This window comes from Arthrobacter terrae (genome assembly GCF_015708085.1).
Taxonomy (GTDB): Bacteria; Actinomycetota; Actinomycetes; order Actinomycetales; family Micrococcaceae; genus Arthrobacter_M; species Arthrobacter_M terrae.
The window spans coordinates 16,100-40,273 of sequence record NZ_JADNYM010000023.1; the positions used below are offsets into that span (position 1 = coordinate 16,100).

The 24,174-nt window shown below is 63.3% G+C and carries 18 protein-coding genes; 15 read left to right on the plus strand and 3 right to left on the minus strand.

Translation table 11 applies throughout. The features are described 5' to 3' along the window. Positions 1-63: 63 nt before the first annotated feature. From clpX to IV500_RS22185, 4 genes are all read left to right on the plus strand, one after another. The gene (gene clpX, locus IV500_RS16290) at positions 64-1,353 is read left to right on the plus strand and encodes an ATP-dependent Clp protease ATP-binding subunit ClpX (RefSeq protein ID WP_196397873.1); all 1,290 of its coding nucleotides are present in this window, start codon (positions 64-66) and stop codon (positions 1,351-1,353) included. Positions 1,354-1,453: 100 nt separating this feature from the next. After that, on the plus strand, positions 1,454-2,095 hold the full coding sequence (locus tag IV500_RS16295; RefSeq protein WP_196397874.1) for a mycothiol-dependent nitroreductase Rv2466c family protein: 642 nt from the start codon (positions 1,454-1,456) through the stop codon (positions 2,093-2,095). Between the two features lie 49 nt (positions 2,096-2,144). Next, the gene (locus IV500_RS22180; RefSeq protein ID WP_312875963.1) at positions 2,145-2,279 is read left to right on the plus strand and encodes an isochorismatase family protein; all 135 of its coding nucleotides are present in this window, start codon (positions 2,145-2,147) and stop codon (positions 2,277-2,279) included. Positions 2,280-2,373: 94 nt separating this feature from the next. Next, positions 2,374-2,700 (plus strand): isochorismatase family protein, encoded by a 327-nt coding sequence (locus IV500_RS22185; protein ID WP_312875964.1) that lies wholly within the window; start codon positions 2,374-2,376, stop codon positions 2,698-2,700. Positions 2,701-2,713: 13 nt separating this feature from the next. Here the strand turns inward: IV500_RS22185 and valS are convergent, their stop codons facing one another. Next, entirely contained in the window at positions 2,714-5,443 is a 2,730-nt protein-coding gene (gene valS / locus IV500_RS16305) for a valine--tRNA ligase (RefSeq protein WP_196397875.1), read from the minus strand. A 55-nt stretch (positions 5,444-5,498) separates the two neighbouring features. Here valS and IV500_RS16310 point away from each other — a divergent pair, with 55 nt between their 5' ends. Beyond that, positions 5,499-6,320 (plus strand): SDR family oxidoreductase, encoded by an 822-nt coding sequence (locus tag IV500_RS16310; RefSeq protein WP_196397876.1) that lies wholly within the window; start codon positions 5,499-5,501, stop codon positions 6,318-6,320. A 126-nt stretch (positions 6,321-6,446) separates the two neighbouring features. Here IV500_RS16310 and IV500_RS16315 read toward each other — a convergent pair whose 3' ends face one another. Then, on the minus strand, positions 6,447-7,448 hold the full coding sequence (locus IV500_RS16315; RefSeq protein ID WP_196397877.1) for an endonuclease/exonuclease/phosphatase family protein: 1,002 nt from the start codon (positions 7,446-7,448) through the stop codon (positions 6,447-6,449). Positions 7,449-7,870: 422 nt separating this feature from the next. On the opposite strand from IV500_RS16315, the gene ileS reads away from it, so the two are divergent. The 4 genes from ileS to ndk are packed head-to-tail and all read left to right on the plus strand — an operon-like array spanning position 7,871 to position 13,583. Beyond that, on the plus strand, positions 7,871-11,290 hold the full coding sequence (ileS, locus tag IV500_RS16320; protein WP_196397878.1) for an isoleucine--tRNA ligase: 3,420 nt from the start codon (positions 7,871-7,873) through the stop codon (positions 11,288-11,290). 14 nt (positions 11,291-11,304) lie between these two features. After that, complete coding sequence (locus tag IV500_RS16325; RefSeq protein ID WP_196397918.1) at positions 11,305-12,666, plus strand: bifunctional folylpolyglutamate synthase/dihydrofolate synthase; 1,362 nt, start codon at positions 11,305-11,307, stop codon at positions 12,664-12,666. Continuing rightward, positions 12,667-13,110 (plus strand): DUF4233 domain-containing protein, encoded by a 444-nt coding sequence (locus IV500_RS16330; RefSeq protein ID WP_196397879.1) that lies wholly within the window; start codon positions 12,667-12,669, stop codon positions 13,108-13,110. A gap of 56 nt (positions 13,111-13,166) precedes the next feature. Next, complete coding sequence (gene ndk / locus IV500_RS16335) at positions 13,167-13,583, plus strand: nucleoside-diphosphate kinase (protein ID WP_196397880.1); 417 nt, start codon at positions 13,167-13,169, stop codon at positions 13,581-13,583. 139 nt (positions 13,584-13,722) lie between these two features. Here ndk and IV500_RS16340 read toward each other — a convergent pair whose 3' ends face one another. Then, positions 13,723-14,310, minus strand: coding sequence for a vitamin K epoxide reductase family protein (locus tag IV500_RS16340; protein ID WP_196397919.1), 588 nt, complete (start codon positions 14,308-14,310; stop codon positions 13,723-13,725). Positions 14,311-14,888: 578 nt separating this feature from the next. Between IV500_RS16340 and IV500_RS16345 the strand changes: the two genes are divergently transcribed. The 6 genes from IV500_RS16345 to proB all read left to right on the plus strand — a co-directional run bounded on the left by IV500_RS16345 (position 14,889) and on the right by proB (position 24,153). Next, the gene (locus tag IV500_RS16345) at positions 14,889-18,269 is read left to right on the plus strand and encodes an Rne/Rng family ribonuclease (protein ID WP_196397881.1); all 3,381 of its coding nucleotides are present in this window, start codon (positions 14,889-14,891) and stop codon (positions 18,267-18,269) included. A gap of 303 nt (positions 18,270-18,572) precedes the next feature. Continuing rightward, positions 18,573-20,156 carry a bifunctional hydroxymethylpyrimidine kinase/phosphomethylpyrimidine kinase gene (thiD, locus tag IV500_RS16350; protein ID WP_196397882.1) on the plus strand — a complete coding sequence of 528 codons (1,584 nt, stop codon included), beginning with the start codon at positions 18,573-18,575 and terminating at the stop codon, positions 20,154-20,156. A 293-nt stretch (positions 20,157-20,449) separates the two neighbouring features. Beyond that, positions 20,450-20,758, plus strand: coding sequence for a 50S ribosomal protein L21 (gene rplU, locus IV500_RS16355; RefSeq protein ID WP_196397920.1), 309 nt, complete (start codon positions 20,450-20,452; stop codon positions 20,756-20,758). A gap of 85 nt (positions 20,759-20,843) precedes the next feature. Further along, the gene (gene rpmA, locus IV500_RS16360; RefSeq protein ID WP_196397883.1) at positions 20,844-21,107 is read left to right on the plus strand and encodes a 50S ribosomal protein L27; all 264 of its coding nucleotides are present in this window, start codon (positions 20,844-20,846) and stop codon (positions 21,105-21,107) included. A gap of 276 nt (positions 21,108-21,383) precedes the next feature. Continuing rightward, positions 21,384-23,009 carry a GTPase ObgE gene (gene obgE / locus IV500_RS16365; RefSeq protein WP_196397884.1) on the plus strand — a complete coding sequence of 542 codons (1,626 nt, stop codon included), beginning with the start codon at positions 21,384-21,386 and terminating at the stop codon, positions 23,007-23,009. After that, on the plus strand, positions 22,999-24,153 hold the full coding sequence (proB, locus tag IV500_RS16370; RefSeq protein WP_196397885.1) for a glutamate 5-kinase: 1,155 nt from the start codon (positions 22,999-23,001) through the stop codon (positions 24,151-24,153). Before obgE ends, proB begins: the two co-directional genes overlap by 11 nt. Positions 24,154-24,174 lie beyond the last annotated feature (21 nt).

Below are 24,174 nucleotides of genomic sequence, written 5' to 3' on the forward strand. Positions count from 1 at the left end.
CGTACCAACGGTCCGTTTCACGGGCCAAGGCGCATTCGCGCCCAATGCGAAAGGGAAACACAGATGGCTCGGATGGGTGAGAGCACTGATCTACTGAAGTGTTCTTTTTGTGGCAAGAGCCAGAAGCAGGTCCGGAAACTCATCGCCGGTCCCGGTGTTTATATCTGCGATGAATGCATTGAACTGTGCAACGAGATCATCGAAGAGGAATTGGCCGAAGTAGCCGATCTGGGCAGTTTTGAACTTCCCAAGCCGCGTGAGATCTTTGACTTTCTGCAGGAATATGTCATTGGTCAGGAGCCGGCGAAGCGTTCCCTGGCGGTGGCCGTCTACAACCATTACAAGCGGATTCAGGCGGGCCACGGTTCACGGGGTAATGCCCTTGCCGAGGGCGGAGCCCACGAGGAAGTAGAACTGGCCAAGTCCAACATTCTGCTCATTGGACCCACCGGCTGCGGTAAAACGTACCTGGCGCAGACACTCGCCCGACGGCTCAACGTTCCGTTCGCCGTCGCCGATGCGACCGCATTGACTGAGGCTGGTTACGTCGGCGAAGACGTTGAAAATATCCTGCTGAAGCTGATCCAGGCCGCTGACTACGACGTCAAAAAAGCCGAGCAGGGAATTATCTACATAGACGAGATCGACAAGATCTCCCGCAAGAGCGAGAATCCATCCATCACCCGGGACGTCTCCGGGGAGGGCGTGCAGCAGGCGCTGCTGAAGATTCTTGAGGGAACCGTCGCCTCCGTGCCGCCGCAGGGCGGGCGGAAACATCCGCACCAGGAATTTATTCAGATCGACACCACGAATGTGCTCTTCATTGTGGCCGGCGCCTTTGCCGGGCTGGAAGAAATCATTGGTTCACGGGCCGGGAAGAAGGGCATTGGCTTTGGCGCCCCGCTGAGCGCACTTAAGCGTGTCGAAGCCAGCTACGGTGATGTCATGCCGGAGGACCTGCTGAAGTTCGGGCTGATTCCCGAATTCATCGGCCGGCTGCCGGTCATCACCACCGTCTCGCATCTGGATCGTGCGGCGCTGATCCAAATCCTGTCCGAGCCGAAGAACGCTCTGGTCAAGCAGTACCAGAAAATGTTCATGCTCGACGGTGTGGAGTTGGTCTTTGAAGACGATGCCCTCGACGCGATTGCCGATAAGGCGCTGGATCGGGGCACGGGGGCCCGTGGGCTGCGGGCCATTATGGAAGAGGTACTGCAGCCGGTGATGTTCGACCTGCCCGGTCGGGACGATATCGCCAGCGTGGTGATCACCGCCGAAGTGGTGAACTCGACCACCGAGCCGACCCTGATCCCGCATGACGTGGTGGCGAAGCGGCGTAATAAGTCGGCCTGACGCCGCTGATTCAGATCCGCTGCCGTTTTGCGGGCCGCTGCAGTTTCCTGTCCCACACCAGATCTGCACTGTTTCCAGATGATCCAATGAGGAGAGACCCATGACTGAATCCGCGAATTCGAACTCCGAAACGGCAAAGACCAATAGCGCAGATTTCTGGTTTGACCCGCTGTGCCCGTTTGCCTGGGCAACGTCCCGGTGGATCGGCGAGGTGGAAAAGGTCCGGGATATTTCCGTTCAGTGGCATGTAATGAGCCTTTCGATGCTCAATGCGGGACGAGGCGGCCTGTCCGATGACTACGAAGCGCTGATGAAACGCGGCCTCGGTCCGGTGCGCGTGATCACCGCGGCACGGGAGTTGCACGGTGCCCAATACGTCAAGGAGCTCTACGACGCGATGGGCACCGAAATCCATGTGAACGGCAATCAGGACTATACGGAAGTCATTGCCAAGGCGCTGGCTCAGGTGGGGCTCGAATCCGATCTGCAGAGGTTCGCTGCCGAGGACACGTACGACGGGCCGCTTCGCGCCAGCCATGAGTCCGGCATCAGTTTAGTGGGTGCGGACGTCGGTACTCCCGTGGTGTCCTTTAACGGAACGGCGTTTTTCGGCCCGGTGATCACCCGTATCCCCCGTGGCGAAGATGCCGGGCGGCTGTGGGATGCAACCGTCACTCTCGCCGGGTTCCCCTACTTCTTCGAACTCAAGCGCAGCCGCACCGAAGACCCGCAGGCCGAGTAGACTTAGCTGTCTTTACCGGCATCCGTAAATAAGTGCAGAAGAAACCGCCATGATGTCTCTGTCAGAGCGCCCACGGACAGCGCTGTTGGTTATTGATGTCCAGAATGACGTCGTAGCCGGTGCTTACAATCGTGAGCGCGTGATTGCCAACATTGCCGCTCTTGTGGAGAAGGCAAGAGTGTAGGGCGCACCGGTCATCTGGTTTCAGCACTGCGACGATGAACTGCCCCAGGACAGCGATGGCTGGCGGTACGTCTTCGAGCTGACGCGTCAGGATCGTGACAGGGGCGCAGACGGATGCGTGTATCCGGTCCACACTGCACGGGGCGATCATCCGCGGCTACGATGCAACCTTGGTCAGTGACGCCCATACCACCGAGGATCAGAGCGAATGGGGTGCACCGGCACCGGATCTGGTGATCGCGCACACGAACCTCTACTGGCAATATGAGAGAGCTCCAAGGCGGAACCGTAACCACGGACTCGGTCGACTTCGCCGGGACCGGGAACTAGGCAGGTTTGGCTTCCAGCAGCCGCAAACGCCCTTCCCGGGCTTGGGCAGAGCACCTGCGGCTGCGTTGATTGTCCCCGGTGCATCGTGGTGAGCGGGTCGCTCAGTTACCTCTGGCTGGGTTCCTGAACCGGCTCCTCCACGGGTGCGAGAACGATGTCGGTTACGGCCAGTTCGGCTCCCTCGGCGAGGGTGAGCTCCCGGACATTACCTGCGGCGCGCAGATCGCCGTGACCTGCCTGCAGCCGGGCCAACGCTCCGGCCGGGGCGCAGATAGTGGCGCTGAGGACCTCGGTCCGCTGCTTGACCTTGGCCTCGGACTTGGCCTTACGGATTCCGCTCAGTGCCGCTCCGACGGTGGCCAGCATGGTGACATCCCCTGAACCTTCGCCCGTGGCATTGGTCGACGGGCGGTAGGCTACCGGCCATGGCGTGCGGTGCACGGACCCGCTGCGCCACCAGGACCAGACCTCATCGGTGGCGAACGGGATGAACGGCGCGAAAAGCCGCAGCAGGGAATCCAGTGCGGTGGCCAGCGTCGCGAGCACGGAGGCCTGCCCGGCGTCACCGGCGGCGCCATAGGCCCGGTCCTTAATGAGCTCCACATAGTCGTCGGTGAAGGACCAGAAGAACGTTTCCGTCAACTGCAGCGCCCGGGCATAGTCATAGGCCTCAAACGCTGCCGTGGACTGATCGACGACGTCCGCCAGCTGAGCCAGCAGCGCCATATCCAAAGGATTGGACAAGGAGTTGGTGGCGGGCCCCGACGCGGGCGCTTTTTCCGCGTTGCGGAGACCAGCCCCGGGGTTAGTCGCCGGTCCCGATGCGCCGGGACCCGTCGCGCTGAGCACCGATGCCTCGGTGGCGCCGAGATTGAGCACAAACTTGGACGCATTGAGCAGCTTGATGGCCAGTCGTCGGCCGATCTTCATCTGGCCGATTTCATACGCGGTGTCCGCCCCGAGCTTGGCGGAAGCGGCCCAATAACGCACCGCATCCGAGCCGAAGTCCTTGAGCACGTCCGTGGGAACCACTACGTTGCCCTTGGACTTGGACATTTTTTTGCGGTCCGGATCCAGGATCCAACCGGAAATGGCGGCGTGCTTCCAAGGTGCGGCTGACTGCAGAGCATCGGCACGGACCACACTGGAAAACAGCCAGGTCCGGATGATGTCGTGGCCCTGCGGACGCAGATCAAAGGGGAAGACCTTGGCGAAGAGGTCCTCGTCCCGGCTCCAGCCACCAACAATCTGCGGGGTCAATGAGGAGGTCGCCCACGTATCCAGGACATCCGCGTCCCCGGTGAATCCGCCGGGGACGTCGCGCTGTGCTTCGTCAAAGCCGGGAGCCGGCTCCGCGACGGGATCCACCGGCAGGGTCTGGTCCGCCGGGAGGATCGGCTGCGCGTAGTCCGGGTTACCGGCGCTGTCGAGCGGGTACCAGACCGGTATCGGGACGCCGAAGAAGCGCTGCCGGGAAACCAGCCAGTCGCCGTTGAGCCCCTGCACCCAGTTCTCATAGCGCGAGCGCATGAATGCCGGGTGAAACGCGACTTCCTTGCCCCGGCCAATGAGTCTTTCGCGCCGGTCGGCGTCGCGGCCGCCGTTACGCAGGTACCATTGCCGGCTGGTAACGACCTCCAGTGGCTTGTCGCCGCGTTCGTAGAAGTTCACCGAATGCGTAATCGGCTTCGGCTCGCCGTCCAGGTCTCCGCTTTCGCGCAGCTGTGCCACTACCGTTTCCTTGGCGCTGAACGTGGTCTTGCCGGCCAGCGCCGCATAGTGCGCGACGCCGTCGCCCTTTATCCATGACGGCGTATCGGCGAGGATGCGCCCGTCCCGGCCCACGATGGCCCGGGTCGGCAGCTGCAGTTCGCGCCACCACGTGACGTCGGTCAGGTCCCCGAAGGTGCAGACCATAACCAGGCCGGAACCCTTGTCCGCCTTGGCCAGCGGATGGGCTTTGACCTCTACCTCCACGCCGTAGAGAGGCGAAAAGACCGTGCTGCCGAACAAGGCCTGATACCGCTCGTCATCCGGGTGCGCCACCAGGGCCACGCAGGCAGGAATCAATTCGGGCCGGGTGGTCTCAATGAAAACCCGGTCGCCGTCCGCGCGGTGGAAGGCCACCCGATGGAAAGCGCCCGGACGTTCCCGGTCCTCCAACTCCGCCTGGGCAACGGCGGTGCGGTACGTGACATCCCAGAGGGTCGGCGCTTCGGCCATGTAGGCGTCTCCGGCGGCCAGATTGGCCAGGAAAGCCCGCTGGCTCACGGCACGGGAGGAGCCATCAATGGTCCGGTACGTCAGCTCCCAATCCACCGACAGCCCTAAGGTACTGAACAGGTCCTCGAAAACCTTTTCGTCTTCCACGGCAAGCTCTTCACACAGCTCAATGAAGTTCCGGCGCGAAATCTGGATGAAGTCACGTTCGTTTTTTGCCGGCTGTGCAGGCGGGGTGAACGCCGCGTCGTAGTGCAGCTTCGGGTCGCATCGGACACCGTAATAGTTCTGCACCCGCCGTTCGGTGGGCAGACCGTTGTCATCCCAGCCCATCGGGTAGAAAACGTTCTTGCCGCGCATCCGCTGATAGCGGGCCAGGACGTCGGTCTGCGTGTAGGAGAACATGTGACCCACATGCAGTGACCCGGACGCGGTGGGCGGGGGAGTATCGATCGAATAGACCTGCTCCCTGCTGGTGTTCCGATCAAACTTGTACGTCCCCTGTTCCCGCCAGCGCTTGGTCAGCACGGCTTCGAGCCCCTCCAAGGCGGGCTTATCGGGGACGGAGGACGTGGGTGCGGCGGGCGTGTCTGTGCCCGGAAGATGGTCAGCCATGTTCCGATTCTTTCATGTCCCCGGTGTTGGGCAGATCCCGGACTAGATTAGAACCATGACCGAATCCCCGCTTTCCGCATCCGCCTCATCCGCATCCCCGTCCGTTTCCCCGTCTGCAGCGCCGGGGCGTCTCCGGCGCGCAGTGGTGACGGGGGCGAGCTCGGGCATCGGTGCTGCCACGGTTCGCAAGCTGTGTGCGGACGGATGGTACGTCGTCGCCGTCGCCCGCCGGACAGACCGGCTCGAGGCGTTGGCCGCTGATACAGGTGCAGTGCCGTTCACGGCCGATGTGACGGACGACGGCGCCGTGGCGGCTTTGCAGACGTTTGTGGCCGGCCGCGGCGGCTTGGACACGTTGGTCAACATTGCCGGCGGTGCACGTGGAGCGGACAAGATGGCCGACGGCAAGCAGGATGACTGGGACTGGATGTACCGGGTGAATGTTCTCGGCACGATGCGGATGATCCGGGCGTTCCTGCCGGCGCTGCGCGACCACGGCGAGGGCACGGTGCTGAACCTGACATCGACAGCAGGCATCGAGGCCTATGCGGGGGGCGGGGGCTATAACGCTGCAAAGTTTGCCCAGCATGCGCTCACCAAGGCGCTTCGGCTGGAGGAGGTTGAGAACAACCTGCGCGTCATTGAGGTCCTGCCGGGCATGGTGCACACCGAGGAATTCGCCTTGAACCGGCTCGGTGGGAACGAGGCCGCGGCGCAGAAGACATACGCTGGCGTGGACAAACCGCTCACGGCCGGCGACGTCGCCGATGTCCTCGCTTACGCGCTGAATCTTCCGCATCACATTAACATGGACCAGATCGTCGTCCGCCCTGTTGCCCAGGCAGCGGCGTATAAGGTGATCCGCAGCGGTTCGTGACGTTCGGGCGGACGCAAGGCCGCGGCGCTGCCGCCGCGGAATCGTTCCAGCACGGCTGCAGCAGCGACGGCGCGTTCATTAAGTTGTGCCGGATCTGCGGGGGCGGACCAATTCAGTCGGACCAATTCAGTCGGTGGGCAGACTAAGCCTGGCCAGTACCGCGGCGTGATCGCTGCCGCCGATTATCTCGGTGGTGTACCAGATCGGGCGCAGATCCGGGCTGCTCAGCACGTGATCAATGGTTGCGAAGGGCGGAACTGCCGCACCAATGGGCCATGTCGGTACCAGTGACTGCCCGGCCGCGGAGGCAGCATCCGTGAACCCGGTGGCCAGCAATTCGCGAAAGCCCGCGTGATCAAGGGTCGAATTAAAATCTCCCAGCATTACGGCTCGAGTGCCCGGTCGGCTTGCGCCCCTGACCAGCGCGGAGGTGCGTGACCATTCGTCCACTTGTTGCGGCCGGGGTGAGGTGATGTGGACGGCAGAAAAGAGCACGGGGATCTCGGAGGCACCGTTCGCCAGCACAATCGTGGCCTGCCGCAGACTGTTGTCTTCCGGGCCCGGGATGCTCTCGGGACGCATTGGGAAGCGCGAATAGAGCCCGCTCCCGCCGGGAACCCGGCGAACGTCACTTTGCGGCAGCTCTCGCCCAAGACCGGCCTTCTGCAGGTCGCGGGCGAGATAACGGTTGAGGTCCACCACGACGAGGACATCCACCTTGTGCCGCCGGACGGCGGCCACAATGTCCGCGGGCGAGGCTTTTGCGTCGCGGGCGTTGATTGACATGACCGTCAGCGACGGTCCGGCTGGTTCCGGCTGGGGCGGAAGGAGACGCGGTACTACCCAGAACAGCTGCAGCACCAGGGCACAGGCACAGGCAGCGGCGAGCACGCGGAAGAACCTGTGCCCGCTCCTTCGAAAGGCTACCCAAGCACCCACCAGAGCTCCGCCAAGCGGGAGCGCCAAATAGGGAGTGAACGTGACGAGCTGGATCCACGGTGTGCCAAGATCGGCCGGAACCAGACGCACCAGGGTCAGCAGTACCGCCGGGAGCCCGAGGACAAGGGCTGCAGCCATGAGGAAGCCAAGCCGGCGGGGCCGGCGCTCCTGCGTAACTGCTGGCACCACCCGAGGCTCCATGGCGCCAGCATAGCGACCTATCGGACGGCAGGGAAGGAGTAGCGGGTGCTGCGGCGGGCCAAGGACCCGCTCCTGCCACCCGGGCCGATAGGCACTTTACCTGCCGGTCCCCTAGACTAGAAGGACCAGCGTTGATCCGGCCATCACCGGTGAGCCTCCGGAAGAAAGTTTTGCGCAGTAGACGGCGTGCAACCAGTAGAACCGGACGGGTAAGCCCGTTACAGCAGCTAATGAGCGGCCGACGCCGAATGGCACATAAAGTGCAGCGGCGGCGGTAAGTGAGGTGGTACCGCGGTATCCGCCCGGACCGCAGCGGGACGCCCCTGGTGGGAATCACCGTGCGGATCGGGATGGGCGCCGTCCTCGCATCCTGAATGCAGAATTGTTCACTTTTCCCACAGGATGATGAGATGACCCACTACCCGAAGGCCAGTACAGAACCCGCGTCGCACGAACCCGAGCTGCACGACCCCGAGCTGCACGAACCCGCGTCGCACGAACCCGGCACCGCGCCCCGCCCGGGTGCCACGCACGTTGCGGCTGCCGCGCGTTTCCCCGAGATCGAGGAACGCATCCTCAAATACTGGGCCCGGGACGGCACTTTCCAGGCCAGCATCGACAACCGGCCCTCCGCTTTGGAGGATCAACCGCCCGGGGGCAATGAGTTCGTTTTCTACGACGGCCCTCCCTTTGCCAACGGCCTGCCGCATTACGGTCATCTACTGACCGGTTACGTCAAGGACCTGGTGGCCCGCTACCAGACCCAGCTCGGGCGGAGGGTGGAGCGCCGCTTCGGCTGGGACACGCACGGACTGCCCGCCGAGCTGGAGGCGATGAAGCAACTGGGTATGACGGATAAGCAGCAGATCGAAACAATGGGGATCGACAAATTCAACGATGCCTGCCGCTCCTCCGTGATGAAATACGCCGGCGAATGGCAGGAATACGTCACCCGCCAGGCACGCTGGGTGGACTTCGACAATGACTACAAAACGCTCAACGTCGAGTACATGGAATCCGTGCTCTGGGCCTTCAAACAGCTGCACGAAAAGGGCCTCACCTACAGCGGGTACCGGGTGCTGCCCTACTGCTGGAAGGATGAAACGCCGCTGTCCAATCATGAGCTGCGGATGGACGATGACGTCTACAAGATGCGCCAGGACCAGACGGTCACCGTCAGCTTCCCACTCAAGGCCGGAGAGTCCGGGATCTCCCGGCGGCTCGCCGGAGTGCAGGCGCTGGCCTGGACCACCACGCCCTGGACGCTGCCCACTAACCTCGCTCTCGCCGTCGGACCTGAGATCAGTTACGTGGTCGTTCCGTCCGGTCCGCACGGCATCGCGACCGGCGCGGCGAGCGGTAAGGGATTCCTGATCGCCTCGGATCTGCTTGCCGGCTATGCCAAGGACCTCGGCTATGACGACGGCGCCGCGGCCGCGGAGGCGGTCACCGAGACGCTCCTGGGCGCCGAGCTGGCGGGTCTGGAATACGAACCGCTCTGGGATACCTTCGAGGACACAGAGAAATACGGCACCCAGCACGCCTGGCGGATTCTGCTGGCCGACTACGTTACGACCACCGACGGTACCGGGATTGTGCATCAGGCACCGGCCTACGGTGAGGACGATCAAAAGGTCTGCGAGCAGGCAGGCATTCCGGTCGTGCTGTCGGTCGACGACGGCGCCAGGTTCCTGCCGCTGTTTGCCGGCGGCGCGCTCGGCGGGATCGTGGGGCTGCAGGTCTTTGAGGCGAATAAGCCGATCACCCGGGTGCTGCGCGCGGAGGGGCGACTGATCCGGCAGGCCAGCTATGAGCACAGCTACCCGCATTGCTGGCGCTGCCGCAACCCGCTGATCTACCGGGCGGTGTCCTCGTGGTACGTGCAGGTGACCGCGTTCCGCGAGCGGATGGTGGAGCTGAACCAGGACATCAACTGGATCCCCGGGAACGTCAAGGACGGTCAATTCGGCAAATGGCTGGCGAACGCCCGGGACTGGTCAATCAGCCGGAACCGGTATTGGGGCAGCCCGATCCCGGTCTGGCAGTCCGATGACCCGGATTTCCCGCGCACAGAGGTGTACGGATCCCTGGCCGAGCTGCACAACGCCTTTGGCCGCCTGCCGCTGAATAAGGAAGGGCAGGTGGACCTGCACCGGCCGTTCATCGATGAGCTGACGCGGCCCAATCCAGACGATCCCCGCACTCCGGAACAGGGCCAGTCAACCATGCGCCGGGTGGAGGATGTGCTCGACGTCTGGTTTGATTCCGGCTCGATGCCATACGGCCAGGTGCATTACCCGTTCCAGAATGCCGACTGGTTCCAGTCGCACAATCCGGCAGACTTCATCGTGGAGTACATCGGGCAGACCCGCGGCTGGTTCTACATGCTGCATGTGCTCTCCACCGCGCTGTTTGACCGGCCGGCCTTCCGCAACGTGGTCAGTCACGGCATTGTCCTGGGCTCGGACGGGCAGAAGATGTCCAAGAGTCTGCACAATTATCCGGATGTGTCCGAGGTGCTGGACCGGGACGGTTCCGACGCCATGCGCTGGTTCCTGATGGCCAGTCCGATCCTGCGCGGCGGTAACCTGATTGTCACCGAGCAGGGCATCCGGGATGGTGTTCGGCAGGTCATTCTGCCGTTGTGGAATGTGTACAGCTTCTTCACGCTGTACACCAACGCCGCCGGGAACGGGGCCGGCTACGACGCCAGGATCCGTCACGACGGCTATAGTGATCCGCTGGATGAATACCTGTTGTCCCAGACCGGGGAGCTGGTCCGCGGGGTGAGCCAGGCGCTGGACGGCTACGACATCTCCGGGGCGTGCGGTGAGCTGCGCAGCTATTTGGATATGCTCACCAACTGGTATGTACGCCGCAGCCGGCAGCGGTTCTTCGATGAAGACCGGGACGCGTTTGACGCGCTCTACACCGCGCTGGAAACCGTTTGCCGGGTGGCTGCGCCGCTGCTGCCGCTGGTCACCGAGGAAATCTGGCGCGGACTGACCGGCGAACGCTCGGTGCACCTGACCGACTGGCCGGACGCGCACATGTTCGGTGCCAATCCGGAGTTGGTGCAGCAGATGACCCGCACGCAGATGATCTGTTCCACCGGTTCCAGCCTGCGCAAGGCCGCGAAACTGCGGGTGCGCCTGCCGCTGCAGGAACTGACCGTCGTCGTCCCCGGCGCTGCCGCCCTGGCAGCGTACGCCGCCGTCATCGCGGACGAACTGAACATCCGCACCGTCCGGCTGCTGGATTCCTCGCAGGCAGCCCCGGAGCACTTCGGCATCGAAGAAAAACTGGTGGTCAATGCCCGGGTGGCCGGACCGCGTTTGGGCAAGGACGTCCAGCGCGCCATCAAGGGCGCAAAATCCGGCGACTGGTCCGTCAGTGCGGACCGTACCGTCACGGCCGGCGGACTGGAACTGGAAGCGCAGGAATATACGCTGGAAACAGTGGTGGCGCAGTCCGACGGCGGCACAGCGGCGGCGGTGGCGATGCTCCCCGGCGGTGGGTTCGTGGTGCTCAATACTGAGATCACCCCGGAGCTGGAAGCCGAGGGCGTGGCACGGGACATGGTCCGCACCATCCAGCAGGCCCGCAAGGACGCTGATCTGCAGGTCAGTGACCGCATTTTCACGACGGTTTCCGGCCCTCAGGAGGTCATTGACGCGCTGCACGCCAATGCCGGACTGGTGCGGGCGGAGACGCTCTCCGTAGGACTCGAACTGGTCCCCGGCGACGTGGACATCACCGTCACAGTGGCACGCACTACAGCGACAGCGGCTGCCGTGGAAACAGCAGTTGAAGGGATGGTTGTCCAGTGAGCGGAGCAGAGAGCATGCACGACGAATTCTCGGTGGAAAGCGTCTACGCGGAACTGCTGGGCCGCGCACCGGAAAACAAAATGGAACCGCGGCTGGCTCCGTTGTTCCGCGCGATGGACGTGCTGGGGGAGCCGAACAAGGCCTTCCCCGTCATCCACATCACCGGAACCAATGGTAAAACCTCGACGGCGCGGATGATCGAAGCCGGGCTGCGGGCCCACGGACTGCGGACGGGCCGATACACCAGCCCGCATCTTTCCAAGGTTACGGAACGGATCAGCATCGACGGCGCGCCCGTGCCGGATGAGACGTTCGTGCGCATCTGGGACGAGATCCGCCCGTATCTGGCGATAGTGGATGCCGAGCTCGCAGCGGATTCGCAGCCGCGGCTGACGTACTTTGAGTGCCTGACAATTCTGGCCTTTGCGGTCTTTGCCGACGAACCGGTTGACGTTGCCGTGCTTGAGGTCGGCTTGGGCGGAATAACCGATGCCACGAACGTCGCTGACGGGCAGGTAGCGGTGGTGACGCCGATTTCGCTGGACCACACCGAGCTTCTGGGAGACACCACCGGGGATATTGCGGTGGAAAAATCCGGGATCATCAAAGAGGGTGCCTTTCTGGTCAGCGCGGCACAACCGGTGGACGCGGCCCAGACGCTATTGGAAGCGGCGCGGGAAAAGAACGCAGAGTTCCGCTTCGAAGGGGTCGAGTTCGGCGTGGAGAACCGCTCGGTCGCCGTCGGCGGCCAAATGGTGACGGTGCAGGGACTGGCGGGCCGTTATCCGGATTTGGTGCTTCCGCTGCACGGGGCGCACCAGGCAGAGAACGCGGCCGTCGCCGTTGCGGCTCTTGAGGCGTTTTTTGGCGGCGGAACCAGGGAACTGGATATCGACGTCGTCCGTACCGCTTTCGAATCGGTCAGCTCACCGGGACGGCTTGAAGTCCTCCGCACCGCGCCGACGGTAGTGGTGGACGCTGCGCACAACCCCGCCGGCATCGCTGCCAGTGCCCAGGCACTGCAGGAGGCTTTTGCCTTCAGCAAGCTGGTGCTGGTCCTGGGCATCCTAAAAGAGAAGGACGCGGAAGGAATTCTGCATCAGCTCCGGGAATCCTACGGCGACGAGGCGGAGGAGATCTGCCTGACGCAATCGAAATCCCCGCGGGCAATTCCCGCCGGCGAACTTGCCGAGCTGGCATCGGACCTTGGCTGGAGCGAAGAAAACATTCATATTGCAGAAGCCCTGGACGATGCCATCGAATGGGCGGTGGAACGCTCGGAAAGCCACAATGACCTCTCCGGAGGAGTGCTGATCACCGGCTCCATCACGCTCGTGGCCGAGGCCCGGATTCTGCTCGGTAAGGAAGGTGTGTAGATGGCTCGGCCAACGAAGGCGCAACGAGCGTGGCAGCCCGGCATGGAGAAAAAACGGCGCTCCACGAAGGTCATGTTTGCCTCCGTGGTCCTGGCCTTGGAGGCGTTTGTCGCGTTTTTCGCGACGCTGGTTGTCTTTGGGCTCCGGGCCAGGGATGTGCCGCAGCCGCTGGTTCTGGCGGCGGGCATTCTCCTGAGCCTGATCCTGATCGGCTCCTGCGCTTTCATGTCCCGCAAGTGGGGACCGGCCGTAGGCTGGATACTCCAGCTGCTCCTGATTGCCACCGGATTCCTGGAGCCGATGATGTTTATCATTGGCGTGCTCTTTGCCCTCACTTGGTGGTACGCACTGCGGGCCGGGATCCGGATCGACCGCGAGAACGCGGTACGGGACCGTGAACAGGCCAAGTGGGAGCAAAACCACCCCGGGGAACCAATAAACTGACTATTAAATCCCCCGGTAACAACAGAATTTTCAGCAAAACTAAAATTGGAGTAACTGTGAGCATTGAGCGCACCCTGGTACTGGTCAAGCCCGACGGCGTCGCCCGCAATTTAACCGGCGGTATTCTGGCCCGGATCGAGGCGAAGGGCTACACGCTGGTGGAGCTGAAAAAAACTGCCGCCACGAGGGCCCAGCTGGAGCAGCACTATGAAGAGCACGTGGGGAAGCCGTTTTACGAACCGCTGGTGGAGTTTATGCTCAGTGGACCAGTCGTTGCCGCGATCTTCGAAGGCCACCGCGTGATCGAAGGCTTCCGCGCCGTGGCCGGAACTACCGATCCGACGACGGCGGCACCGGGCACCATCCGCGGGGATCTGGGCCGTGACTGGGGGGTGAAGGTCCAGCAGAACCTGGTGCACGGTTCCGATTCGGTCGAATCGGCGCAGCGCGAAATTGGCATCTGGTTTGCTTAGCCTCAAAAGCTGAGTGAGTCCATCCGCCCCTGTCTGCGCCGCCGCATTCAGGGGCGGATGGACTCACTCGCCGGAACAGGCAACCCGCGGCGCTGCCGCTGTTATCCGGCGCTGCCGCTGTTATCTGATGCCCCTGCTGTTATCCGACGCCGCCGCCGAGGAACAGATTCATAAACCGGAAGAAAATGCTCGCCGCGACGCCAAGGTACAGCAGCCCAACAATCACCCAGGCCCAATCGGCGAGGAACCTTGTCACTGGCGCCGGGGCGGGGATGATGCCGTGCTGGAGGTTCCGGACTGTGGTCCAGACGAAGAGCACAATCATCATCGCCCACACCACCATGCAGTATGGGCACAGGATGCCGATCGCATAAAGCGCCTGCGACCAAAGCCAGGCGATCATGATCATCCCGAGGGTGACTCCGACCTGCAGCCCGACCCAGTACCAGCGGCTCAGCTGCGCACCGGCCAGCAGCACCATGGCGGTGGTGATGATCACGGCAAAGGCAAACACCCCGATCAGCGGATTGGGAAATCCGAAGAGCTCGGCCTGGTGCGTGGCCATGACCTTGCCGCAGGAAATCCAGGGATTCACATCGCAATTGGTAATCGCGTTGGGGTCTTTATAGAGCTCCAGCCGGTCCAGCACCAGGACACCGGAGGCCAGCCAGGACACCACGCCCGTGACCAGAAGCAGCCAGCCGAAGGGTTTCCTGCGCGTCAGCATCGGGAGGTCCGCTTCGTCGTCGTCCTTGCCTGCAAAGCGCGCCGACGCAGTCACACGGGACGCCGTATTCGTTCGGGAACCGTTGCGGTCCGTGCGCCCCGCGGTAGGGTCTGTTGATAACGTATTGCCTGCGGCATTTTGTGACCGGGCCATTTTCACCTGTTTCCTCGGTAAGCGGATCTGTCCGATTCTAACCCGGCCAGCTGGGCGAAACCGGGTGCCAGCCGGCTCCAATACCGGCCGCAGTCCACGCTGTATGAGATAATGATTTTGGCTGGCACCCGTACCACATGCGGGTTCCGGTCCAATCGCAGAGTTTCAAGCTCGCCGGTGATGCACCGTCAAGCGCACGGGGTGAAGATACCCGTCGTGTTCCGGTATCCACCGAGCGGCCCCGCTGGGCAGAATGACCAGTGGGAGAGGGAACATGCAATTGGCTTTCAAGTGATACCGCACCCAATGCTCGTGCGACCTTGGAAGTATCCATATGACTTCTGTCAACGCCCGAGGGTTTTGACTATTTCGCCCTAGCGGGCGCCGGATGTGGCGACGCCTTCGGGGCTGGAGCGACGCCACAGATGGATAATGATCAGCCTTTCGCAGAAGCAAACGCAGCCGGCAATGATTTAGCCGCTAATGACACAACGGCTAATGGAAACGCAGTCAATGAAACGGCCGGGAGCACCGGCGCCGCTGCCGAAACAGTTACCACGACGACGGTAAAGCGTCCGGCGCGGAGCAGGCGTAAAACGGTCAAACAGGAGAGCCTTCCGGAACCCGTGCATACGCCGGAGGACTCCGGACTTGCCGAAACCACGGAAGCTCCCTCCGCTGGCAGCACAGAGGGTCAGCCGCGGACCAGGAAAGCACCCGTCCGCCGGAGCAGGGCGAAGAAAGTAGTCGAAGCGACGGCTTCACAGGATTCTGCTGCTGTGCAGGCAACCTTGGAACTTCCGGAACTTCCGGAAGCGACGTCCGAAACCGCAGCCGGCCCGGTAGCGGCTACTGCCGGACAGACATCAGAAACAAAGGCACCTAAGCGGCCGGCCCGCCGCCGGGCATCCTCCCCGGTAGCTTCCCCGGGCTCGGCGGTTTCGGCCACAGTGGACTCCGTTCCGGAAACCACCATAGCCACCACCGTGGCAACCGTGCCGGCCGAGGCGACTGCACCCGCCGGGCCGGGCGAAGCAGCTGTGCCCGCGGGGCCGGGCGAAGCAACCGCGCCCGCCGTGCCCGTGACGGCACCCGGTGGGACAGCAGAGCAAGCATCCCTCTTCCTGGCACCGGGTCTCTCCGTGCTGTTCCAAGCGCCCGATCTGAGCTCGGCGGCATCCACGGCTAAAACCACCACTGTGGACCTGGTGGAATCCGACGACGATTCCGACGTCGGCGAGAGTGGCGGGCGACGCAGGCGTCGTGGCCGGACCCGTCGGGGGCGCTCCGAGGACGCCGGGCCGCGTTCGGACGGCGCCGCATCCCTTGATGACACAGCCGATAACGGCCGGGACGATAACGACCGGGACGACGACGACCGGGATAACAACGATCGGGACAACAACGATCGGGACAACAACGATCGGGATAACAACGATCGGGACAACGGCGGCCGGGGAGCCGACGGCGTAACCTCGCGTCGCCGTCGTCGCAGGCGCCGGGGGGATGCGGACCTTGAACTCACCGGCGGCAGCGATGAAGACCCGCCCAACACTGTGACCAGGGTTCGTGCCCCGCGGCAGCCCACCGAGGCACCGGTCTCCAACAAGGTGACCAGTCTGCGCGGCTCCACGCGACTGGAAGCGAAGAAACAGCGCCGCCGTGAATCCCGTGACACGGGACGCCGGCGCCAGGTCATTACCGAAGCCGAGTTCCTGGCCCGCCGGGAATCCGTTGACCGCACCATGGTAGTGCGCCAACGGGACGAGCGGATCCAGATTGGGGTCCTCGAAGACGGCATTCTGGCCGAGCACTTTGTCTCCAAGACGCAGCAGGATTCACTGATCGGCAACGTCTACCTGGCCAAGGTTCAGAACGTACTCCCCAGCATGGAAGCGGCCTTCGTCGACATTGGCCGCGGCCGCAACGCCGTGCTTTACGCCGGCGAAGTTAATTGGGATGCATCCCGACTGGATGGCCAGGCACGTCGGATCGAAAATGCGCTCAAGTCCGGAGATTCCGTTCTGGTGCAGGTGACCAAGGATCCGGTGGGTCATAAAGGGGCACGGCTGACCAGCCAGATCTCGCTGCCCGGCCGCTACCTGGTGTACGTGCCCGGCGGATCGATGACAGGCATTTCCCGCAAGCTCCCGGACGTAGAACGCAATAGACTCAAGCGAATCCTGAAGGATCACCTGCCGGAGAACGCCGGGGTCATTGTCCGCACTGCGGCCGAGGGTGCCAGTGAGGAAGAGCTCACGCATGATATTAACCGGCTGCGTGCGCAGTGGGAAGGCATCGAGGCTCAGGCAACCTCCACCAGGATTCTGGCTCCGGAGATGCTGTACGGCGAGCCGGACCTGACCATTAAAGTGGTCCGTGATGTCTTCAACGAGGACTTCAGCAAGCTGATAGTTTCCGGCGAGGAGGCCTGGGACACCGTCGAAGCGTACGTGACCTATGTGGCCCCCGATCTGGTCGACCGGCTGGAGAAATGGACCAAGAACGAGGACATCTTCGCGGCGTTCCGCATTGAAGAGCAGATCGCGAAGGCGCTGGAGCGCAAGGTATTCCTCCCGTCCGGCGGCTCCCTGGTCATCGACCGCACCGAAGCGATGACCGTCGTGGATGTTAACACCGGCAAGTTCACCGGCTCCGGCGGAAACCTCGAGGAAACCGTCACGAAGAACAACCTGGAAGCAGCCGAAGAAGTGGTTCGGCAGCTGCGGCTGCGGGATATTGGCGGCATCATCGTCATCGACTTTATTGACATGGTGCTTGAATCCAACCGGGATCTGGTGCTCCGCCGGCTGGTTGAGTGCCTGGGCCGTGACCGGACCAAGCACCAGGTGGCGGAAGTGACCTCGCTTGGCCTGATCCAGATGACCCGTAAGCGGATGGGGACGGGACTGTTGGAGGTCTTCGGCGAGCAGTGCGAGGCCTGCGCCGGCCGCGGCGTCGTGACCCAGGACGTCCCGGTTGAGCATCGCCGCATGCATACCGCTACGGCGGCGGAGCAGCACCATCCGCAGGCCCGGCAGGACCAGCAGCGTCACGAGCAGCCCCGGCAGGAGCCGGCACGCCAGCAGCGCGAGAAGAAACGCCGCCGCGGGCAGCAGGGTGCAGAAGCGGAAATTTCGGATGCTCCCGTGACTGAATTGAGCGATGCCGAGCGTCAGGCGAAGGCCACTGCGGCCCGAACCGCGCTGGCGACGATTGCCGCTGCGACGCACGCGGCGCATCATGAGGATGCCGGGCATCATGCGCCGGAACAGGGCGCTGCCGGTGATCACATTGCGGTGCCGGCACACGGTGTCGTCCCGCAGGAGGCAAATAGCGGCAACGGCACCGCGACGGCCCAGGATCTGCGGGGCGGGCAGCTGACCATTGGCGGCGAAGCCATCGAACTACCACGCGGCAACAACCGGCCAGCCGGGGCTCCGGTGGACCCGGCCCGGGCTCTGGCCGGGCTGGCGGACGTGCTGGAGCACCTTGCCGAAGGGCCAGCCGGCGAGGTCCCGGACCATTCCGGCTTGGATGCCAGTGGCCGGCCGCTGCGCACCAGCGAACGACGGGGACGGCGTAACCGCGGTGCCAGCCGTGCCCAAGGTTCGGCTAACGCCAATGAAGTTCAGCAGCACACGGCGGCGCCGGCGGGCACAGCAGAGGGCTCCGCACGGCAGGAACACGTGGTCCACGTCCCCGCTAAACCGGACCACGCTCCGCGCACCGCTGCAGTTCAGCCGGGTGCGAAGCCAGCCGAACCAATTATTCTCGGTGTCGGCGTGCCGGCTTCCGAGCTCTAAAACGCCGGGCAGCACATCCTCGCAGAACCCCGGCAACCCCTCGTACAGAGTGCGGATGCCAGGGTTCTGCACGTTCGTCTGTGTCGTGCGGCCGGCCGAAGAGCTGCTGGACCAGTGCAGTTGCCGGGCAAGCGCGCAAGTCCGGCAGACGGAAGCAGTTCGGTGCGGGCGCTGTTGGTAGAGAAGGGGTTCTTTCCGTCCGTCGGTTAGGGTGGGTTTTGACACGGGGTGCCGCGCCATAGGGCCGGCTGAGATCCAGACCCGTCGAACCTGGCCGGCCAGCACCGGCGAAGGGATGTCCTGATGACCAGCGAAACCCACATCAATCCATGGCCCGATAGCTCACAGCGGCGGATTCCGCGAGTGCTCAGTATCGCGGGTTCCGATCCCTCCGGCGGGGCCGGCATTCAAGCGGATCTAAAAAGCATCGCGGCCAACGGCGGCTACGGCATGGCAGTCATTACTGCGCTGACCGCGCAAAATACGCAAGGCGTGCGCTCCGTGCACGTTCCCCCGGTCGCGTTCCTTCAGGAGCAGCTCGCCGCTGTGGCGGAGGACATCGTGATCGACGCGGTCAAAATTGGAATGTTGGGCGACGCGGCAGTGATTAACACCGTAGCCCGATGGGTGGAACGGACCCGGCCGGCCGTCGTCGTCCTCGATCCCGTGATGGTGGCCAGCAGCGGTGACCGGCTGTTGGCAGCGGACGCTGAACAAGCGCTGCAACGGCTGCTGCGCCACGCGGACCTTGTTACCCCCAACCTCCCGGAACTCGCCGTACTGCTGGGTCAAGCCCCGGCGGAAAGCTGGGAGGAGGCGCTGGCGCAGGGGAAGCGCCTGGCCATCGGCAGCGATATACGGGTACTGGTGAAGGGCGGCCATCTTCATTCACCGGACTGCCCGGACGCGCTGGTTGCCCCGGACGGCTCCGTATATGAAATCATTGCAGCGCGGGTTCAAACGCGCAATACGCACGGCACTGGCTGCTCGCTGTCGGCTGGCCTGGCTACTGTTCAGCCGCAGCTGGGGGACTGGCCGGCCGCCCTGCGGCGGGTGAAGTCCTGGTTGAGCGGCGCTCTTGAGCATGCCGACGAACTCCAGGTGGGAAGCGGTCATGGTCCGGTGCATCACTTCCATGCGCTCTTCTCGACGCGTGCACCGGAAGGCAACGAGTTCTCCAGCCAACTGTGGCTGGACAGCGCTGCCGTGCGAACGGCGATCTCCGGGCTGGAATTCATCCAACGTCTGCGCGATGGAAGCCTTGCGAAAAAGGACTTCGCCTATTACCTGGCACAGGACGCGCTTTATCTGAATGGATATTCACGCGTCCTGGCCCGCGCCAGTGCCCTGGCGCCCACCGAGGCGGAACAGCTGTTCTGGGCCACCGCGTCCCGGCAGTGCCTCGAGGTGGAGGCGCAGCTGCACCGTAATTGGCTGGGCGCGCAGGCGTCGCCCGCCATGCCGGGGCCGGTGACCAAGGCCTACGTGGATCATCTGCTGGCCGCCGGCTCCGGCGGCAGCTACGGGGAGGTAGTCGCCGCCGTCCTGCCCTGCTATTGGCTGTATGCCGATATCGGAGCGGCGCTGCACAGGCAGTTCCTGATCGACTTTCCGGACGACGACGGCGGCAAAGACGGCGCCGACGGCGGCGCTGGCTCCCACCCGTACTCCGCGTGGCTGCTCACTTATGCCGATGAAGCGTTTGCGGCCGCGGCCGGAGAGGCAATTGCCATCACAGACGCTGCAGCGCGAAACGCCTCGCCGGCAGACCGGGAGCGAATGCGCCGTGCATTCGGGGAATCGGCGAAGTACGAACTGGCCTTCTTCGACGCTCCACGGCTGTACGCGCAAAACACTCATCCGCCGCGCCGCCTGCCTGAGCGCTAAGGGACCGACAACAGGATAAGCTGGCCAAGCACGGTTCTCCGGTACCAGGCTGTACGTCCCGTTGTAGGCGCAACTGAGAAAGTGGCGCTTATCACGGCAGGTCTCCGGGAGCCCGCCTCATTTGCGGCCGAGGGCAGATCTAGCGTATTCTTGATCTTCGGTGCTTACGCCAGTTCAGGGCATTTACTCCTTTGTGAGGTCCTCGGCGTCGAGGCACAGCAGGCATCCGGCAAAGTATTTTCCGGATCCGCACGTAAACTTTGTTATAAACGTCGAGAGAAGTGAGTTCCACAGTGGTGTACGCGATTGTCCGCGCAAGCGGCCGCCAAGAGAAGGTTTCCGTCGGAGACTTCGTAACCCTGAACCGCGTCCCCGGTGGAGCCGGCAGCACATTTGAGCTGCCCGCTTTGCTCCTGGTTGATGGTGAGAAAATCACCTCCGCCGTTGAGGACCTGGCGAAGATTAAGGTTACGGCTGAAATTCTGGAGGATCTTCGCGGCCCGAAGATCGTCATCCAGAAGTTCAAGAACAAGACCGGCTACAAGGTCCGCAAGGGCCACCGTCAGGAACTGACCAAGGTAAAGATCACCTCGATCGCATAGTTTCTCAGTTCGCTGCGGTTTCTTAGACCGTGGCAGTGCGATTCCGTGGTTTAGTCGTCTTCAGTCGAAAAGGTAGGCATTTCAAATGGCACATAAAAAGGGTGCGAGTTCCACTCGCAACGGCCGTGACTCCAACGCTCAGTACTTGGGCGTGAAGCGTTTCGGTGGTCAGGTAGTTTCCGCTGGCGAGATCATCGTCCGCCAGCGTGGAACGCACTTCCACCCCGGCGCCGGCGTCGGCCGCGGTGGCGACGACACGTTGTTCGCGCTGACGGCAGGAGCCGTTGAATTCGGCACCGCCCGCGGCCGCCGTGTTGTGAACATTGTTACGGCGGCAGCTGCACTGTAGCAGCAGGCACGTAGTACCAGGCACAGAAGCACCAAACGTTTTTCCAGTGGAGCGGGCCGCTTGGCCAGCTCCACTGGCGTTTAAACCACTGTGCTTGGCAATACCCACAGTGCTTTTCAACATCCGCAGCACTGTTCAATACCCACAGTGGTTTTTAACATCATTGCCTTTTAACTACGCTGGGCAGCCTAGGGGTGCCTGAACCGGGTTGCATTAATTGCTTTACTGCCGGCGGATAGAATTAACGCGAGGGCAGAACTATTCAAGGAGAATCCATTGGCCAGCTTTGTTGACCGGGTTGTATTGCACGTATCCGGGGGGACAGGTGGCCATGGCTGCGTCTCAGTCAAGCGGGAGAAATTCAAGCCCTTGGGCGGGCCCGATGGCGGCAACGGCGGCGATGGCGGCAACGTCATCCTGCGCGTGTCGGATAATACGACCACGTTGCTCGATTATCACCACGCCCCGCACCGGCACGCCAGCAACGGTGGCCCCGGGATGGGGGACTGGCGCAACGGCAAGACCGGTGAAACCCTGATTCTGGATGTGCCGACCGGAACTGTTGTCAAGACCAAGGACGGCGACGTACTGGCCGACCTGGTCGGCGAAGGCACCGAATATATTGCTGCCGCCGGCGGCCAGGGAGGCCTCGGCAACTCATCCTTGGCGTCGCAAAAGCGCAAGGCGCCCGGTTTCGCCCTCCTCGGTGTGCCCGGAGATGCCCGGGACGTCGTCCTGGAGCTCAAGAGCATCGCTGATATTGCGCTGGTGGGCTTCCCCTCCGCGGGTAAGTCGAGTTTGATTGCAGCGATGTCAGCGGCCCGTCCCAAGATCGCGGATTACCCTTTTACCACCCTTATTCCGAACCTCGGCGTGGTCCAGGCAGGGGACGTACGCTTCACGATTGCCGATGTGCCCGGCCTGATCGAAGGCGCCAGCGAAGGCAAAGGGCTCGGGCACCACTTCCTGCGCCATGTTGAACGCTGTGCCGCGTTGGTTCACGTCCTCGATTGTGCTGTGCTCGAATCGGACCGGGACCCGCTAAGCGACCTGGCGGTTATCGAGCAGGAACTGGACCGCTACGCCGTCGACATGAGCTTTGCCGGTTCGGACGGCGAGGTCGTGCCGCTCAACGCTCGTCCCCGACTGGTGGCGCTGAACAAGATTGATACCAAAGACGGCCGCGACATGGCTGAATACGTCCGCGGTGATCTGGAAACCCGTGGCTACAAGGTCTTCGAGATCTCCGCCGTCAGCCATGAGGGGCTGCGCGAGCTTGGCTTCGCAATGGCTGAAATAGTCAAGTCCGCCCGTGAGGAGGTCAAGACCGAGGCCGCGAAGGTTTCCGTACCGGTACTTCGTCCGCGCGCCGTCAATGATGGCGGCTTCACCATCCGCCGTGAGGAAAAAAATCTTGAACCGTTCTTCCGGATTCTGGGCGCCAAGCCGGTCCGCTGGGTGCTGCAGACGGACTTCAACAATGAAGAAGCAGTCGGATACCTTGCGGATCGGCTGGCCAAACTCGGGGTGGAAGACAAGCTTTTCAAGGCAGGGGCCACCCCGGGAGACACCGTCATAATTGGCGAGGGCGATGGCATGGTCTTCGACTGGGAGCCGACGATGATGGGGGGAGCGGAGCATCTGGCGTCCCCCCGCGGTACGGACATCCGGATGGCGGACTTCGGCGACCGGCCGACCCGGACGCAGAAGCGTGAAGAACAGCAGGACCGCAAGGATGCGCGGGCGGCTACGCGGGTGGAGTTGGAGGCCGAGCGTAAGTCAGGAGTCTGGACCGATACGCCAGGGCCGGGCCGGAAAGCTGCCCCGCTGCGTGAAAGCCAGCTTGCGGAGGACAGTGCCTTGGATCTTCCTTCGGCTCAGCACAACGGTGATGACTCCTAAGTCACCAACTCAGCCGGGGGCTCCTGCCGCTGCCCAGCTGCAGGACCGCTCCGGTCTGTCCACTGCGGGCAGGATAGTTGTCAAAATTGGTTCCTCCTCCCTGACCACCGTGGCGGGTGGAATTTCGGAGCCGGCCCTGCTGGAAGTGGTGCAGGTTCTGGCCCAGCGCCGATTGCAGGGAACGGAAGTTATCCTCGTCTCCTCCGGCGCGATAGCCGCGGGGCTCGCGCCGCTCGGATTGGCCCGGCGGCCCAAGGATTTGGCCACCCAGCAGGCGGCCGCCAGCGTAGGCCAAGGACTCCTGATGGCCCGGTACAGCCAGGCCTTTGCTGCGCACGGTGTCACGGTCAGCCAGGTACTGTTGACGGCCGAAGACCTGACCAGGCGTACGCAGCACGTCAACGCGCACCGGGCTTTGGAACGGCTGTTGCATCTGGGCGTGGTGCCGATAGTGAACGAAAACGACACCGTGGCCACGCACGAGATCCGCTTCGGCGACAATGACAGGCTTGCCGCCTTGGTGGCCCATCTGGTCAAGGCCGAGGCGCTGGTCCTGCTCTCCGACGTTGATGCGGTTTACGACGGTCCGCCCCAAAACGGTGCGCGGCGGATTGCCCACGTCGCCGGCCCGGAGGATCTTTCCGGCATTACCATCGGCCGGGCAGGTGGTCTGGGCACCGGCGGCATGGCCACCAAGGTCGAAGCCGCCGGGATCGCAGCGGATACGGGGATTCCGGCGTTGGTCACATCCGCAGCCAACGCCGCCGCTGCCTTGGCCGGGGAGGACGTCGGAACCTGGTTCAGCGTCAACGGCGTACGCCGCCCGGTGCGACTGCTCTGGCTGGCGCACTTGGCGGATATCCGAGGCACTTTGACCCTCGACGACGGCGCGGTGAAGGCTGTGCGCGAGGGGCACAAGTCGCTGCTGCCTGCCGGCATAACGAACGTGAGCGGCGTCTTTGAGGCCGGTGACGCCGTCGACCTCGCTGATCTTCGCGGCGTCGTAGTTGCGCGTGGACTAGTGAACTACGCGGCTGCGGAACTCCCGCAGATGCTGGGCCGCGGAACCAAAGAACTGGCTCTGCAGCTGGGGCCGGAGTATGAACGCGAGGTTGTTCATGTTGACGATCTGGTGCTGCTCTAAGCGGCCCTTGGCCTAAACTTG